The 15,662-nt window shown below is 44.8% G+C and carries 15 protein-coding genes; 2 read left to right on the top strand and 13 right to left on the bottom strand.

The window, feature by feature from the left end; translation table 11 throughout:
- The 11 genes from mtaB to A2517_RS02220 form a co-directional block, all read right to left on the bottom strand.
- On the bottom strand, positions 1–1,202 hold a 1,202-nt coding region (gene mtaB, locus A2517_RS02170; RefSeq protein ID WP_294893728.1), incomplete at its 3' end, for a tRNA (N(6)-L-threonylcarbamoyladenosine(37)-C(2))-methylthiotransferase MtaB.
- Positions 1,202–2,821 (bottom strand): mechanosensitive ion channel domain-containing protein, encoded by a 1,620-nt coding sequence (locus A2517_RS02175; protein WP_294893729.1) that lies wholly within the window; start codon positions 2,819–2,821, stop codon positions 1,202–1,204. The genes mtaB and A2517_RS02175, both read right to left, overlap by 1 nt.
- Positions 2,818–3,873 (bottom strand): 3-dehydroquinate synthase, encoded by a 1,056-nt coding sequence (gene aroB, locus A2517_RS02180; protein WP_294893730.1) that lies wholly within the window; start codon positions 3,871–3,873, stop codon positions 2,818–2,820. The genes A2517_RS02175 and aroB overlap by 4 nt, the downstream gene beginning before the upstream one ends.
- Positions 3,874–3,951: 78 nt before the next feature.
- Positions 3,952–5,358 carry a COG3400 family protein gene (locus tag A2517_RS02185; RefSeq protein WP_294893731.1) on the bottom strand — a complete coding sequence of 469 codons (1,407 nt, stop codon included), beginning with the start codon at positions 5,356–5,358 and terminating at the stop codon, positions 3,952–3,954.
- A complete protein-coding gene (locus A2517_RS02190; RefSeq protein WP_294893732.1) occupies positions 5,358–6,158 on the bottom strand; it encodes a TIGR02757 family protein in 801 nt (266 codons plus the stop codon). The genes A2517_RS02185 and A2517_RS02190 overlap by 1 nt, the downstream gene beginning before the upstream one ends.
- On the bottom strand, positions 6,158–7,423 hold the full coding sequence (locus A2517_RS02195; protein ID WP_294893733.1) for an RNA polymerase factor sigma-54: 1,266 nt from the start codon (positions 7,421–7,423) through the stop codon (positions 6,158–6,160). Before A2517_RS02195 ends, A2517_RS02190 begins: the two co-directional genes overlap by 1 nt.
- 6 nt (positions 7,424–7,429) lie before the next feature.
- Positions 7,430–8,152 (bottom strand): LPS export ABC transporter ATP-binding protein, encoded by a 723-nt coding sequence (gene lptB / locus A2517_RS02200; RefSeq protein ID WP_294893734.1) that lies wholly within the window; start codon positions 8,150–8,152, stop codon positions 7,430–7,432.
- Positions 8,145–8,555 carry a tRNA (adenosine(37)-N6)-threonylcarbamoyltransferase complex ATPase subunit type 1 TsaE gene (gene tsaE, locus A2517_RS02205; RefSeq protein WP_294893735.1) on the bottom strand — a complete coding sequence of 137 codons (411 nt, stop codon included), beginning with the start codon at positions 8,553–8,555 and terminating at the stop codon, positions 8,145–8,147. The genes lptB and tsaE overlap by 8 nt, the downstream gene beginning before the upstream one ends.
- A complete protein-coding gene (gene trpD / locus A2517_RS02210; RefSeq protein ID WP_294893736.1) occupies positions 8,552–9,532 on the bottom strand; it encodes an anthranilate phosphoribosyltransferase in 981 nt (326 codons plus the stop codon). Before trpD ends, tsaE begins: the two co-directional genes overlap by 4 nt.
- Positions 9,529–9,777: an RNA-binding S4 domain-containing protein gene (locus tag A2517_RS02215; RefSeq protein ID WP_294893737.1), complete on the bottom strand. Its 249-nt coding sequence runs from the start codon at positions 9,775–9,777 to the stop codon at positions 9,529–9,531. Before A2517_RS02215 ends, trpD begins: the two co-directional genes overlap by 4 nt.
- A 103-nt stretch (positions 9,778–9,880) precedes the next feature.
- On the bottom strand, positions 9,881–11,620 hold the full coding sequence (locus A2517_RS02220) for a YgiQ family radical SAM protein (RefSeq protein ID WP_294893738.1): 1,740 nt from the start codon (positions 11,618–11,620) through the stop codon (positions 9,881–9,883).
- 59 nt (positions 11,621–11,679) lie between these two features.
- Here A2517_RS02220 and A2517_RS02225 point away from each other — a divergent pair, with 59 nt between their 5' ends.
- Entirely contained in the window at positions 11,680–12,111 is a 432-nt protein-coding gene (locus A2517_RS02225) for an iron-sulfur cluster assembly scaffold protein (protein ID WP_294893739.1), read from the top strand.
- Positions 12,108–12,935 carry an iron-binding protein gene (locus A2517_RS02230; RefSeq protein ID WP_294893740.1) on the top strand — a complete coding sequence of 276 codons (828 nt, stop codon included), beginning with the start codon at positions 12,108–12,110 and terminating at the stop codon, positions 12,933–12,935. Before A2517_RS02225 ends, A2517_RS02230 begins: the two co-directional genes overlap by 4 nt.
- An 81-nt stretch (positions 12,936–13,016) precedes the next feature.
- On the opposite strand, the gene A2517_RS02235 is transcribed toward A2517_RS02230, so the two are convergent.
- Together A2517_RS02235 and A2517_RS02240 are read right to left on the bottom strand one after the other, a co-directional pair.
- Positions 13,017–14,975 (bottom strand): LapD/MoxY N-terminal periplasmic domain-containing protein, encoded by a 1,959-nt coding sequence (locus A2517_RS02235; RefSeq protein WP_294893741.1) that lies wholly within the window; start codon positions 14,973–14,975, stop codon positions 13,017–13,019.
- Between the two features lie 2 nt (positions 14,976–14,977).
- Positions 14,978–15,622, bottom strand: coding sequence for a transglutaminase-like cysteine peptidase (locus A2517_RS02240; protein ID WP_294893742.1), 645 nt, complete (start codon positions 15,620–15,622; stop codon positions 14,978–14,980).
- Positions 15,623–15,662: the final 40 nt, after the last annotated feature.

A 15,662-nucleotide genomic window follows, 5' to 3' on the forward strand; every position in this document is an offset into this window, starting at 1 on the left:
AGTGTGATCCAATCGCCGCTAATATCTTCGAGCGATTCGATCACTACTTTGTTATAAAACTGATCGTATCCGATATACTGAGTCCCCTCACCCGATTCGACCAGTACTTCCAACGGGATATGTCCCATTTTTTGACGGAATGTTTTATTATTCAATTCAATGATGGCGTTCAGTTCAGCCATTCTTTGGGATGAGACGGCTCCGTTTACTTCGGGTTTCATCACCGCACTCGGTGTCCCGTCCCGTTTTGAGTAGGTAAAAGGGTGAATATGGGTAAGGTGAAGTGAGCGGATATTCTCCATCGCCTCGTTCCAGATCGCATCGCTCTCTCCCGGATGTCCGACAATAAAATCGGTTCCGAGGGCAAATCCTTTATCGTTTAACATCCCGAATAACTCAACATCGTTCACATGACGGTTGCGACGGTTCATAAGGCGAAGCATTGCGTCGCTGCTGTGTTGAATCGCGATGTGAAGATGGCGTTCCAGCCACGGCTCATCCAAAATTTCCCGAAACGATTCATTGACCTGTATCGGCTCTAATGAACCGACACGAATACGGCGAACACCACGGATCAATGACATCTTTTTCATCAATTCCGCGATATTTCGCCCCTCGCCCTGACCGTAGCTTCCGACATTCGTCCCCGTCAGAACAAACTCCCCGAAACCGTTGCTTGCGAGTCGTGATACCTGCTCTAAAATATTGGCTTCATCCATACTGCGTGCATCACCGCGTACAAAGGGGATTATGCAATAACTGCAACGAAAATTGCACCCCTCTTGGATTTTGATAAACGCACGCGATTTACCGACGAATTCATCGACAATCGCATCATCAATGTAGTTCAGATCGCCAATCTCATAAAAGCGGCTCTGGGAGGAGAGGAGTGTGTTGATTTTCATTTTTTCCGAAGGGCCGAAGACCCCTTGGATTTTCCCTGCACCAAATAGGGATTCCCCTTTTGTGTGAGCGCCGCATCCCGTCAAAAAAAGCTTTTTTCCCTGCTTATCCATCTGATTAATATAGCCGCGAACACTTACATCCGCACCGTTGGTCACCGTGCAGGAGTTGACGACAACGATATCGGCACTCCCCTCATCCTCGGTCACTTCGTAGTCATTCAAAGCAGACATCATCACCTGCGAATCAAAAACGTTCGTGCGGCAACCGAATGTTTTGAAATAGACCTTCGGTTTCATTACACGTCCATCGGCGGTGGAGATTTCGGCGGTATCGGAGCCGTATAGAACGTCTGTGTCGGATAGGCGATCGTAATATCTGACTCGGCATTGAACGCATCGATAATATCGGCAGAGATCGTACTGCGAAGCGTTAGCGTCGCGTAGGCATTGGTCAGATACCACGCACTGATTTTAACCCCGTGCGGTTCGATAAAGGTAAATATACGCGGTTCGACATTACTGTTTTTCAGGCTGTAACGATCTCTGAGTTTGTTGATCTGCTTACGGGTGATATCGGTGTACCCTTTGGAATATTTACGGCAAAGTTCTTTTACCAAATGCGCCGCTTTTTTGTGATTCGAATCGAATGTGATGACAATGTCAATCCCATCCCACACCGTTTTAAGCGATCCATGCGAATAGTTGGCGATCATCGAGGTAAAAATATAGTTGTTAGGGACAAAAACGATTCGCCCCGCTCGTCGATTTGTTTCCAATGTCGTCAGCGTAACATCTTCCATCAACGTTATCCGCTGCATCGAAATATCCAAAACATCTCCGACATATTCCATCCCGTCTTTCACAAAACGGACACGATCACCGACATGGATCGAACCACCGACGACGATAACAAGCCATCCGAGCAGCGACATAAACCAATCCCGCATCGCAATGGCGAGACCGGCAGAGGCAAATCCGAGTACGGTGGCGAAATAGCCGACATTATCGATATAGCTGAAGAGTAAAATAATAATAATCAACGTGACATTGATAAAGGTGACGATCTTATTCGCCATATAAAATCGTTCATTATCAACAATATAGCGTTTAATCACCCGTTTAAACAAAAAGGAGATGATAATCAAAACGGCAACAATCATTCCGATGTTCAACAGTTTGTAGATTTGGTCTTTTATCTCTTTGTTGATTTTAGCTTCGGTCGACTCAATCCGTTTCTCGTATACTTCAGCGGTAGAGACAAGCGTTTCCAACGCCAGTTTGAATTTTTCAACTTGCAACAATGTCGCGTCAAGTTCTACCTCATAGTCGGCTTTTGGATCAAGTCGGGTAATGGTTTTATAAAGAGCAACCTGACGTTCCATAAGGGTAATGAGCTCTTGAAGCTCCTCTTCGCGCAAAACATAATCTTTGTAGTAGCTGTTGAGGCGTTTGATATACGATATGCCGGTAATAATATCAAACGGATTGGTGATGCTAGGGAGTTCACCCGCTTCATCCGGTTTTAGGAGCGATACAAACGGAGATGCCCCTTGCGCTTTAAGGAGTTCGATCTGCTCCGTCAGAACCTTTTGCTTGGCTTGAAGTGCTTCACTCTCAAGCTTTCGCTCAACTGAAAAAGAGCGTCTATCTAGCTGTTCAATCCGATATTTAACCTCTCGAAGACTTTTTCGAGACTCTTGATACGCCATATAGGAGTTATAGCTTTTAAGCCAAATGCTGTTCCCTTTGGATAGCTCTTTTTGGATTTTAGCGAGCTCTTCACGGGCATTTTCGATTTCAACCTCTTTGGGTAGTTCTATCGCATTGTCTTGAATCTCTTGTTTTTCATTTTGAACAGCACCAAAGGTTAAAACTGCAAAGAAGAGAGAGAGTAAAAAGAGTCGATAAAGTCTCACGCGCCGATTCCTTGAAATGTAGATAATATTTTTTTAACAACGGGAGCTTCGATCGCATCAGTAATCTCAACCCCACCGATTCCGCGCGGAAGGATGAAAGTGATAGCACTGTCGGCACTTTTTTTATCCAAGAAAAAGGTTTGATAAAACTTTTCAACATCGGTAATAGGATAGGTAAGGGGCAAATCATAGCGGGCAAGAAGGGCTTTGACACGCTCGGCTTCCTCGTGAGTCATCAACCCTGCTTCACACGCAAGAGCATTTGCCATCACCATACCGATAGCGACACTCTCCCCGTGCAGATAGGTTTCGTATTGCGTTTCGTTCTCGATGACATGACCGAATGTGTGGCCGTAGTTGAGTGCCGCACGAAGTCCTTGCTCTTTTTCATCCTCTTCGACAACACCGGCTTTGGTTTCGACCGCTTTAGCGATTGCGTAGAGAAGATTATCCCCTTCTCGCAAATCATTGTTTTCCAGCCATTCGAAAAAAGGTGCGTTAAAAGTCACTGCCATTTTGACAATCTCCGCTACACCCGCCCCAAATTCTCGGGAAGGAAGTGTCTTCAAAAAATTTGGATCGATATAGACAGCGCGCGGCTGATGAAAAGCACCGATCAGATTTTTTCCGTATCGGTTATTAACCCCTGTTTTTCCCCCGACACTCGCATCGACTTGGGAAAGGAGTGTTGTCGGGATTTGGATGAAGTCGATACCTCGGTTGTACAGACTCGCAGTAAATCCCCCCATGTCACCGATCACGCCGCCGCCGAATGCGACTAAAAGCGATTTGCGGTTTAAACGATGATCAAACATACGTTCCAGCACCGATTCAATCGTCTCGAATGTTTTGTACTGCTCGCCATCGGGAATCGTAACGATATAAACCTCTTTGGCACTCAATCGTGAAAGAAGCGTTTGCAAGTGCAAACCTGCCACTTTCGGGTTGGTCAAAACAACGACTTTTCCCTCAAAGTTAATTTCCGGCAACGGACCGATATGGATGGGATACGAGTCGTCAATTACACGTTTAAGATTGATAGATATCGTCATAGAAAAACCTGATAAATTAAGTTGTTACGGTGTGAGAAATAGTTTACTAAAAGATGACTTAAAACCCTCTTGCGGGGGTTAAATTTGTGTAGGGATGAAAAGCTGGTGATTGCGTCCGAGTTTGCGATACAGCACTTCAGGATCGGTTGAAAAATAGGCTGTAAACGGGTTCATAAACATTTTAGAAGTGAACGGCAAAACGTGAAGAAAATTATCTCTCTCCCGTAACTCTCGAATCGGATTGTTCTCTTGAGCCGTAACACGAATCGATTTTGAAAAAATAGCAGAAAGGTTATTAAAATGTTCAATTACTTCCCTTTTATGTGCTCCCTCTTCGTTGATGTAATCGATGAGTTCAAGGTTAAATCCGAATTGGGAAGAGACGTCAAAAATCGTGGTGGAGATATTTTCAATATGCCCCTCTTCACTCAAAATTACCACACTCTCATTCAATGCAGAGAAGGAGCAATCGGCAAGTTTCAGTACAGGAACATTTCCGGCATAAAGTTTTTTTCGAATTGAAGTGATTGAAAAAGCAGTGTGGGAAACAAGGAAAAGACCGATGTGATATTTTTTAATATCGTTAAGAATCATCCCCTCATCCGGCAGAGCCTCATAATCGATATCAACTGTCACATCTCCCTGTGCAGATGCTTTAATCATCCGCAGTACGTCAATATCACCCGGATTGATTATTTTAATAATAAGCGGTTTACGAAGCTTTTTTTGGATAAAAACACTTCGTCTGACCAACGACATTATGGAAGAAGATTTTTCAATACTCATATCGATATACAGATAAATTTTAGACCCAAACGGTGCCGGAAACTGCCCGAGTTCCCGTTTAATCGCTCTGTAAATCGACCGTAATACCGCCGGATCACCGACCAATACCAACGTATCATTCGGCTGAATCATTTTATTGTCGCTGGGAATAATCAACTGACGGTTACGGTAAATGGCCGCTATTTTCCAATTTTTTTGTTCAATCGAGCCGATATGACGGTAGACGAACGAACTCCCAAACGGAACCAAAACCTCCATAATCTCGCCCGAGCCCAATCCTATATTTTTAGCCAAAACAGGGATATTCGGAAGATAATCGATCATATTGGCGGCAATAAGCTCTTGCATATTGACCCATTCGATATCATCACACGGACTGACCGTATTCCATAGATCAAGGGCAATAATTCGAATATTCGGCTTATACAAACGGATGTTTTTAATCGTATATTCCAAATCGCTTTGATTCTCCATAGCTAAAATTACTTGCCAAAAATCCATCTTCAACAAATTGGCAATTTTATAGAAACTGGTGGGATCAAATTGAAAGAATTTGTATCGCCCGGGGTTATACCCCTCAAAAACTTTATCACTTGTTTGGACAACATAATAAAGATTTTCAGTGGTATAGGTACCGATTACACGTTCAATAAAGTGCTGACCGATAGCTCCGTCACTGACGATTAAAATTTTCTTCATTAGGACATAAACTTCTTATTATTCAATTTTATGGACGAGATTGTACCACAATCTATCTCTAGCTGTTTTTCCTGCCCGATCCGATAGAGGGCGAAATCGTATTTGAGGGGATCAAGGGGATCAAATAGTTTAAGAGCTTCGGTCAGTTCGATAGCGGCTCTCATATCGCACTGCGACCTGCTTAAAAGCCCTAGAGAGCGTGAAACCTTAAACGTATGGGTATCAAGCGGCATAATCAAATCGCTTTGACTCACTCCGCTCCATAATCCCATATCGAGTTCGCATTTGCGTACCATCCACCGCAGGTACATCATCCACCGTTTCATAGCCGAGGCTTTTGTTATGGAGGCAATCGGTTTTCCAATCAAAAATTCATACCCTTTGGAACGATACGGGTTAAGGTCATAAAGAGTTGTTATCAATGTCGATACTCCGCCGATAACACCATCTGACGAATACCCATCTTCAAAGGCCTTCTCAGCCCCGCCAGAGGCTTTTAAGCCCCTAAGGGTACAAAACCATTGAATAATATCTTCGCTACTCTGAAAGCGATAATATTTCCCCTCTAATTGTGAACGTAAAACCGATTCTTCGCAATCTGCTAAATCCTCTTTTAAAGAGGCTAAAAAAGCAACAATGGCTTTGGCACTCCCGTACGAGAATAGAGCACACGTCAGGGCATGATGCTGATCCATAGAGGTTCTGGCTACCATTAGAGGATCGGGACGTTCGGCACATAACTCATCTTTATGGTTTCGAGCGGCTACCTGCTCATCGAGATACGCTTTTAAATGTTTCACTAACGCCCTAAAAGATAAAGCTGTTTACGCTCGCTGGAGCCTGCGATGTTGAGCTGCTTGCGGTATTTTGCGATCGTTCGGCGCACCATCGTGATTTTAAACTTTTCTTGAATCATTTCCAAAAGTTTCATATCGCTGAGCGGTTTTTTATGGGATTCGTTTTTGACCAGTTCCGCCACATAATCTTTGATCGCGGCATTGGAGACATCTTCATCGATGGCCGTTGTGAAAAAATCTTTCATCGGATAAATACCGCGATCACAGGCAATGTATTTGTTAGCGATGGCACGTGAAATAGTGGAGGGATTGTGTCCGAATTCATCGGCAAGCGTTTTAAGGGTGAGCGGTTTGATCGCACCCCCCGTAAAGAAGTCATACTGATATTCGACGATCATCAATCCCACTTTATAGAGGGTCGCTTTACGCATCTCCAACGCATCAACAAGACTTTTCGCCTCTTTGAGCTTTTCACGGACAAACGGATGATCGACACCGTAGGCAGCATCAATGGTAACACTCGGATAATACTGATCGTTAAGCCGAACTTCGATCCCCTCTTCGGGATCGTTATAAATCATCAAATCGGGGATTACCTGCTGCGAATCTTCCAGATAATCAATTGCAGGGGGATTTTTAAAACTCCCGACCACCCGCATCGCCTCCTCAAATGCAGCCTCTTTACGATAGCGCCCCAACTCGTCCATATGGGTAATCATTTCGCGGGCTAGGTTATATCCTGCGTCGCTGATCGAGGCAGATTCGAGCTGAAACAAAAACGATTCGCTGACGTTGCGCGCACCGATCCCTACCGGTTCGACATGGATAAAGCGGAGACGTATTTTTTCAAATTGCTCCGAAGTAATCCCATGAGCTGTACAAAAAGCGGTGTCATCCCCCTCATAATATCCCCCCTCATCGAGGTTTTCAATGATATGTCTGGCAATGAGCTGTGAAATGGGAGTAGGAAACAAGGAACCGTCAACCTGCTCTTCGAGGATATCAAATAGCCCTTTGTATTGAACGGTTAGTGCTTCAATCGCTTCACTGTGGGAGTTTTGGACATAGCCGTATTGAATTTTTTTCGGGATTCTCGATTCAAAGGATTCTTCATAACCCGATTTGATATCAATAAGAGGGTTCCCCTCAACAAACGGAGCCATCGCTTCACCCAAATCACTCAGGCTCGATTGAAGAATCGGGAGCCAGTTACGGAGTGTGTTGGAAAGCTTATTTTTTAGCTCAACGCTTGTTTTTACCCGTAGCATGCGATACTAGAACTTAAACGATTCGCCGAGATAGTGTTGACGGACATCGCTGTTATGGGCAATCTCATCACTTGATCCGGATGCTAATAGCTCACCGCTTTTAATAACGTAAGCACGATCACATACCGCTAACGTTTCACGGACATTATGATCGGTTATCAACACGCCGATACCGTATTCTACTAATTGGGAAATGACCCCCTGAATATCCATGACGGCGATAGGGTCAACCCCTGCAAACGGCTCATCCAACAGGAGAAATCGGGGTTTATTAACGAGTGCCCGTGCAATTTCGGCACGACGGCGTTCCCCGCCGCTGAGATTGATCCCGCGACGGTTTCGAATCGGCTCGATGTTAAACATCTCCAGCAACTCTTCGATCCGTTTTTCTGCCGTTTCCGCATCAAGATCACCTGCTTGCGCGGCAATTATGAGGTTTTCCTCTACCGTAAGGTCTTTAAAAATAGAGGCTTCCTGCGGCAGATACCCGATCCCCATACGCGAACGTTTATGAAGTGGCAAATGGGAGACATCCTCGCCGTCGATGTACACTTTTCCTGCGGTTGCTTCGATAAGTCCACACACCATGTAAAACGTCGTTGTTTTACCCGCTCCGTTGGGTCCCAACAATCCTACGACTTCACCGGTATGAAGTTCCATACTGATTCCACGGACGATTTCGTGATTCTTGATCGTTTTGACTAAGTTTTCAATTTTTAATTCATGCACGTTGCACCTCATAACATCGCGATTCATCGTCGCATTTGGTAATTTTTAAAATAACACTCTCCATTCCGGCACGTTTAAGCCACCCTATCAGCGTTTCGTCTCCCCACTCGATCAAGTGATACCCCTCATGTTCAAGTTCTTCCATCATCCCTAACGATAAAAATTTCTCAAATCCGTAGTTGTAGAGATCATAATGGTAGAGTTGTTTGCCGTAGCACTGCTGTAGTGAAAAAGTCGGTGACGTAACGGCATCATCTACCCCTAAATAATCGGCAAACGCTTGGGTAAAGGTCGTTTTTCCGCTCGCCAAATCCCCCTGTAAAACAACGATGCCGCCATGAGGTAATTCTGAGAAGAGTTGCTCACACAAAGGTGCTAAGTTATCAAGGGAGAGCTTCATCATAGTTTGGACGATACCGATACGATTTGTTTCAACTTTTCAGCTGCTTTACCGCTAAGCAAAGTGTCACGGGCAATCTCAAGCCCCTCTTGAGCATCGCGTGCCATCCCCTCAGCCACAAGAGCGTATGCGGCGTTGATAAGAACCATATCCCGTTGAGCTTCGGTTGAGCGGTTGTTTAAAATATCGGTGAGGATCTCGGCATTTCGTTCCGCTTCCCCGCCGAGGATCGCTTCAAACGGCGCTTTTTTGATCCCTAACATCTGCGGGTCGATCTCGAAATACTCTATCACACCATTTTTCAAATGTCCCGCATAGGTAATATCACTAATACTGATCTCGTCCATCTTTTCGCGAGAACTGACCACGATAGCCGATTGCATCCCCAGTTCACGCGCCGCTTCCGCCATTTTGGGGACAAATACCTCATCAAACACTCCGAGGAGGATTTTAGAGAGTCCCACCGGATTGGTGAGAGGTCCAAGGATATTAAAGATGGTTTTCTCAGGGATCGAACGGCGGATCGGCATAATGAACTTCATCGCAGGATGGTGATATTGGGCAAACAAAAAGGTAAATCCACACTCTTGGAGGAGTGTCGAGCTCTGCTCCAAAGTAAGATCGAGTTTAACCCCTAAATATTCGAGGACATCGGCACTCCCCGATTTGGAAGTGATGGAGCGGTTCCCGTGTTTGGCGACGTAGGCACCCGATGCGGCAAGGAGGAGAGCGACGGTGGAGCTAACATTAAAACTCCCGCTCTTATCTCCCCCTGTCCCGACGACATCGATCAGTTTTGGTTTGAGTTCAGCGGGGACTTCGAGGAGGATCGAGTGTCTACGCATCACCTCTGCGGCGGTTGCGATCATCTCCGAAGAGGTCTGCGTATTGAGGGATAACGAGAGTAAAAATTCCCGCATCTCCTCATCAGACATTTTATGTTCAAAGAGCGCTTCAAAATCAGCTTTGGTGGCGTTCATAAGAGTTCCTTGATGTAGAGATGCTGTTGAGATTTCGGGGTCGATTTTATCGTCGGGATGGCGAGCACTTCGTAGCGCATCTGTTTTTCGAGATAGACAAGGGTGATAATATCCCCTACTGCCACGTTTTTAGCGGGTTTCACCGCTTTATCGTTGATGTAGACAACGCCCTCGCCGATCATATCCTGAGCGACAGCACGGCGTTTGGTCAGATTGACGGCGTTTAAAAATTTATCGATACGCAAATAGGTTCCGTAGTATTGAGTTTGAAGTGGTTATTGTAGGTAATGAAAGCTAAAAGAGAGGTAAGAGCGCAAAAATTGTTCCACTATTTTTTAGGGTTGCGAGTTAACTCCCAAACCCGCTTTTAAAATTGTCTTTGGCAACAACGATCTGTTTTTGTTTCTCTTTGCGTCCCGTATCTTTTTCAACAAAGATTTTTTTACGGGTAGCAGGATCCATCTCGGTGTAGTACATCACCGCCGAGTACGTTCCGGGGGTTGGGGTAAAGACCTGTGCCTGTTCGGGATTCATCTTGAGTTCATCCGTCGTAAAGCGTTTCAGATCGTGCATATCTTTCTCGGTACATCCCGGATGAGCGGCGATGAGATAGTAGGTCAAGAACTGCTTTTTACCCTCTTCTTTGTTCAATTTATCATACAATTTTTTGAAATCGACAAGAGTTTGTTTCCCCGGTTTATTCATCAAATGGAGGATGTGTTCGGAGGTGTGCTCGGGGGCGACTTTCATCTGCCCTGAGATGTGATGACGCACCATCTCTTTGAGGTATTCATACCCTTGGCGTTTGTCCTCATTTATCAGATCGTAGCGAACCCCCGAAGCGACAAATGCTTTTTTGATCCCCCGAATTTCTCGAAGACGACGGAGGAGATTGATAACACGGGTGTGATCGACCTTCATCGATTTGCACAAATGGGTATCATCGACACACCGCTGATGATCACACGTGCCGTGCTTTAGCTTTTTGGCGCACTCATAGCCGTACATGTTGGCCGTTGGACCTCCAACATCGCTGATAATCCCTTTGAAATCTTTGTACTCCGTAAACTGGGTTGCCTCTTTTAGGATGGATTCCTCGCTACGAGTACGGATGGTACGCCCCTGATGGACACCGATTGCACAGAAGTTACACTCTCCCCAGCATCCCTGATGGGTCATAATGGAAAACTTGATCGTCTCCAGACACTTTACCGCACCTCGAGAACGATGGTAGGGATGAAGCTCACGGGTAAAAGGCAAGGCGCTCACGGCGTCCATCTCGTTCTCATCCAGATAATCGGCAGGAGGGTTTTGGATCGCGTATCGTCCATCCACCTCTTGGCACAGCCCCTTTGCCGAGATGGGGTCGTTATGGTTGTAAAATAGATCAAAGAGATCGATATAACGCTCTTTGTTTTCCAAACACTCTGCATGCGATGGCAACGTCAGATACCCCTCACGAGGCTCTTTAGCGATATAACACACCCCACGAATGGTGTGGGGAGATTCACCGCTTGCTAACGCTTTAGGGAGAGCAACAATCGCCCCCTCCCCCATTCCGTAGATCAAATAATCGGCTTTGGAATCAAAGAGGATCGGCTTACGGAGTTTGTTCGTCCAATAATCATAATGGGTGACGCGGCGTAAACTCGCTTCGATCCCCCCCAACACTATTGGAACGGTGTTTTTGAAATATTTGCGGATCAGGTTCGTATAGACGAGCGTTGCGCGATCGGGTCGCGCGTTATTAACACCGCCGGGGGTGTAATCATCGCTGTTACGGAATTTTTTCGTCGCGGTATAGTTGGAGACCATCGAATCGACGCTTCCCCCGCTCACACCCCAAAAAAGTTTCGGCTCCCCCAAACGCATTACATCATCCGTAGTAATGTCGGGTTGTCCGATAATCCCGACACGATACCCTTCCCGCTCCAATATCCGACCCACCACGGCAACCCCGATAAAGGGTGAATCGATATAGGCATCGCCGGAGATAAGGATCACGTCGCACTGATCCCATCCGCGTGCGTCCATTTCGGCACGGGTGGTGGGTAAATAACGGAGAGTTTCAGGGGTTAGGGTTTTCATAGTGCGATTGTACGGTGAGGACTCTTACAAAGAGGTTCAACCTGCGTTATAATAATCAAATGGAAAATAATCTAAATCAAGAGATCATCGAGCATCTCATGCATCCTCACAACTACGGTCCGCTCGAAAATCCTACCGGTGTGGGTGTCGGGCACAGTGAAGAAAGCGGCGAATTCGTCATTTTTTATATCCAAAGCGAAGGGGATATTTTACATTCAGTTAGTTATGCCACAAACGGATGTCACGATACAGTCGTGCTGGGATCAATGTTTACGGAGATGATCAAAGGGCAATCGTATGAGTATGCCCGAAGTGCGGCACTAAAGCTTCGTGATAAAGTAGCCCTTGGGCCGATAAAACAACAAGCGTGCGCTCAAATGGTTCTCACCGCCTTCGAAGCGGCTGGGATCAATGAAGCACACCGATCCGAAGGGAAGGAAGAAGAGCTTCATGCGATTGAAATCGGTATGGAATGTGAGGTACAGGTATGATTGACGCGACCCTTTTTCGACGCAAACACCAACTGTGGCTAAGAATAGCATTTATGTCATTTTCAGTCAGTGATCCGTGGGTTAAAAATCGTCTGTACGAATTTTCTCAGATCGAATTTCGCCATCTTAAATGGCTTGCCGGGTCTCTTTACGAAAACCATTCCGCGTATGATTATGAACAGGATAGTCATTTTGCGATTGAGAGCGAATCGTTCTTTGCCCTTGTACGGACAACGATCAATGAGATCAAGTCTCTTCACCTTTTGTATGGGGCATCTGAACTCTCAAAGCGGATGGCTCATGACGAAAACTATATTCTCTCTACCTTGAACGCATACCTTGAAAAGCTTACATTGGATGAGCCGCTTAGTGCATTTAACCGTTCTCGTCATTGGCCGGATGCACTGTTAAGTTCCGCAGAAATCGACGCACTTACCCTCTTTCTCTTTGAAGAAATTTACAAAGAGTATGAACTTATTATGGTCTACTTTTACCGACTGATCCGTGCCACAACAGCGGCAGAAGTAACCCATTTTCAAGATCTGATCGATGAATCGCATTTTCACCTCCGCTCGTTCGGAGAGATGATGGCGAAGATGGGGATTTTAGCTCTTCCGAGAGCGCTTCACCCTCTCACCTATGAAATTACCGATATGGAAAAATTTCTCCGTGCAGGGATCATCGAAGAGGAGAATGCCAAGGAGGAGTGTCGTAAACTCTCTTCATTAATTACCGACGAAAAGCTCTCGAGCTTTTTTCAGTTTATCAATTACCAAGAGAGCTATCACATTGAAATTATGAAAAAATTATTAGGAGAACACTAATGGAAGAACAAGGGAATATTTATATCTTATTGGCAGTTGTCGCCATTTTCGCATATGTCCTTACCCGTAAAAAAGGGTAAGCTACAACAGTGCTACGGGAGCAATAAATGAACCTTGGAATTGTTCAATTCCAAGGGCTTTCAAATGCTCAACATCCTGAGCCTCTTCAATATTTATCGCAATAATCGAAATCCCGAGACTGCGGATGACGTTGTTAAAACTCTCTCTGCTTTTTCCTGTATCTTGATCGAACATCATATCCTGCAGATACGCACAATTGGCTTTTACATAATCTGGACGGATAGTTTGGAGATAGTGCGCTCCCGCTTCAGGGATCGTAAAATGGTCAATCCCGAAACGATAACCGAATCTTTTAACCATAGCACTGATCGCCGATACCGCTTCAAGCTCATTCAAGGCTATCGTATTATTGACTTCAAACCACAACACTAAGTCGTTATGACGATTAAAGCTTTCCAATTGTTCTCTTAACCACTGTATATTGGCGTATTTTTTTACAAAATCACCACTAAGATTGAGTGCCAACGGCGTAATCGGATTGTGATCTTTGATATGCTTAAGGACTTTTTCGATCATATAGTGATCAAGGGTATCGATAAGTCCCAAGCTCGTCGCAACAGGGATAAAATAGCCTGCTGAATGGATTGTCCCCTCTCGATCGAGCAAACGTAAAAATATCTCTTCATGAATGACACTCAAAGCATCAGCACGCTGTTCAACGACACTTTGAAATGCCAAAAGCATCCGTGATTCTTCTAAACTTTTAAGCAACTCTTCCCGCCACTCGTCACGTCCAAGCACCAAAGCACTATCATTCGCTTGGCTTTCTTCAACCACAAACTTCCCGCATTGTTTTGCTTGGATAACTGAATGATCGGCACGAGAAAAAAGTGCTTTCAGCGTGTCATTTTCATTATAGGTTCCAACTCCGCATCCGATGAGTAAATAATCTAAAATTTCACCGTCTATTCCCACTATCACATGAGCGACTTTGGAAATAATATTTTCGATTTGAGGGGTAATTGAGTGTATCTCACACGCAGGAAGAACGACGAAAAAATCTGATTCATTCAGTCTCGCGATCAATGCATGGCGAAAAGAACCTAAGTGCGTATTCAGCGCTTCAGCAAGGGCATTGATAACTATGTTATAACGTTCATACCCTTTTTCACGCTTGAGCCGGTCAATCTCATCCAAACTGATCATGACGTAGGTTCCTGAAGAGAGTGACGCATCCGACTGAAGATAATCGGGAAGTTTCGCGGCAAGATAACGTCGGTTATGAAGTTTAGTTTCCGAGTCTTTATAGAGAAGCTCATGATAGCGGAGCAGCGTCTCATTTTCTCTCTCAAAAATATCTTTTACTTTTTCGACCATTGCATTCATAGCCGTTGTAACCGAGCGAAATTCGGTCGTAAAGGGGATTTTTTTCTCAATAATGAATTCGTTATCAAGAATAGATTTCGCTTGTTTCTTAATCCGCTTGAGGGATTGAAGACTCACGCTTAGGAGCATATACAGAGTTAAAAACACGACAAGTGCAATCATTAAAAAGGTTTGTACTAAATCGATCAAGGTTGAATATAGCTGTCGATAGGTATTTCCCGTATGTGCACTTACTTCGAGTGTGCCGAAACGACTCCATCCTATCATAATATCACTGGATGCGCACGCATTATAGATCGGTACCATTTCGATAAACCATTGAGGTACATCACTGACACAAACATTATTTTCTCGGGTATAGACCTCTTTTCCATCAACATCGACTAAACGTATACGTTCATAATATCCGCTGTCATAGATCGCATTGATCATGGTCTCCATACTCGACGTATCCGAGGAATCGGCAACTTTTGAGAGGGAAAGTCCCAGAGAATGCGCTGTATTTTTGGCATCATTATAGAGCTGATTTTGGGCGAATTCGGTGGCAGAGCGAAAATTCAGCACCATAACCGAGACTAAAATCACCGCTAAAAAGAGGCTCAGCATTATCACCAATTGTTTAAATAAACTCATTTTTATTCCTTTGACCTTGTTATTGCTAATTCATTCCATGGACGTTTTTGGCGAGTTGACGCCGGAACTATTTTCCCGATTTGTGCCTGCTTGGCATTGAACAGTTCATCCCCGCTGAAACTGTAAATCGGGATCAAATCATTACGCTGTGAAGCCGGGAGAATTTTGTAGTTGTAATTATCCAAAACCAACGGGACAGAACGGGGAGTTTCATAGTACGTGAGTACCAAATGGGCTGTTTTGTACCGAATCGATTTGGCATACGTCATAAAGAGTTTGGAAGTGGGAACACCAAGCTCTTTGAGAGTAAAATATTTGGCGATAACATAATCCTCGCAATCGGCTTTATCTTTGCCGATAAACTCATACCGTGTCGCCCAATAATCACTCTCTCCCCATGTCGCCTTATCCGAAGCATAGGGGGTTTGATTAAAAAAATCGTTTACCTTTTCAAGTTTTCCCATCTCATCTGTGTCACGCGATTCATTCATCATCTGCACAAGAGCAAAAGCTCTTCTCTTTGCAAAAGCACCGTATTCACGCTCAATTTTATCTAAAAAAGCTTTGGTAATAGAGAATTCGGGAGAGCTAAGGAGTACGGCAGCAAGCGCCGCCGTTATGAAGAAAAGGGTGAGCGTTTTTTTCATCCTTTTATTTTAGCGTAATTCACTACGAGTGTGTAATATC

It is taken from the genome of Sulfuricurvum sp. RIFOXYD12_FULL_44_77 (genome assembly GCF_001830725.1).
Taxonomy (GTDB): domain Bacteria; phylum Campylobacterota; class Campylobacteria; order Campylobacterales; family Sulfurimonadaceae; genus Sulfuricurvum; species Sulfuricurvum kujiense_A.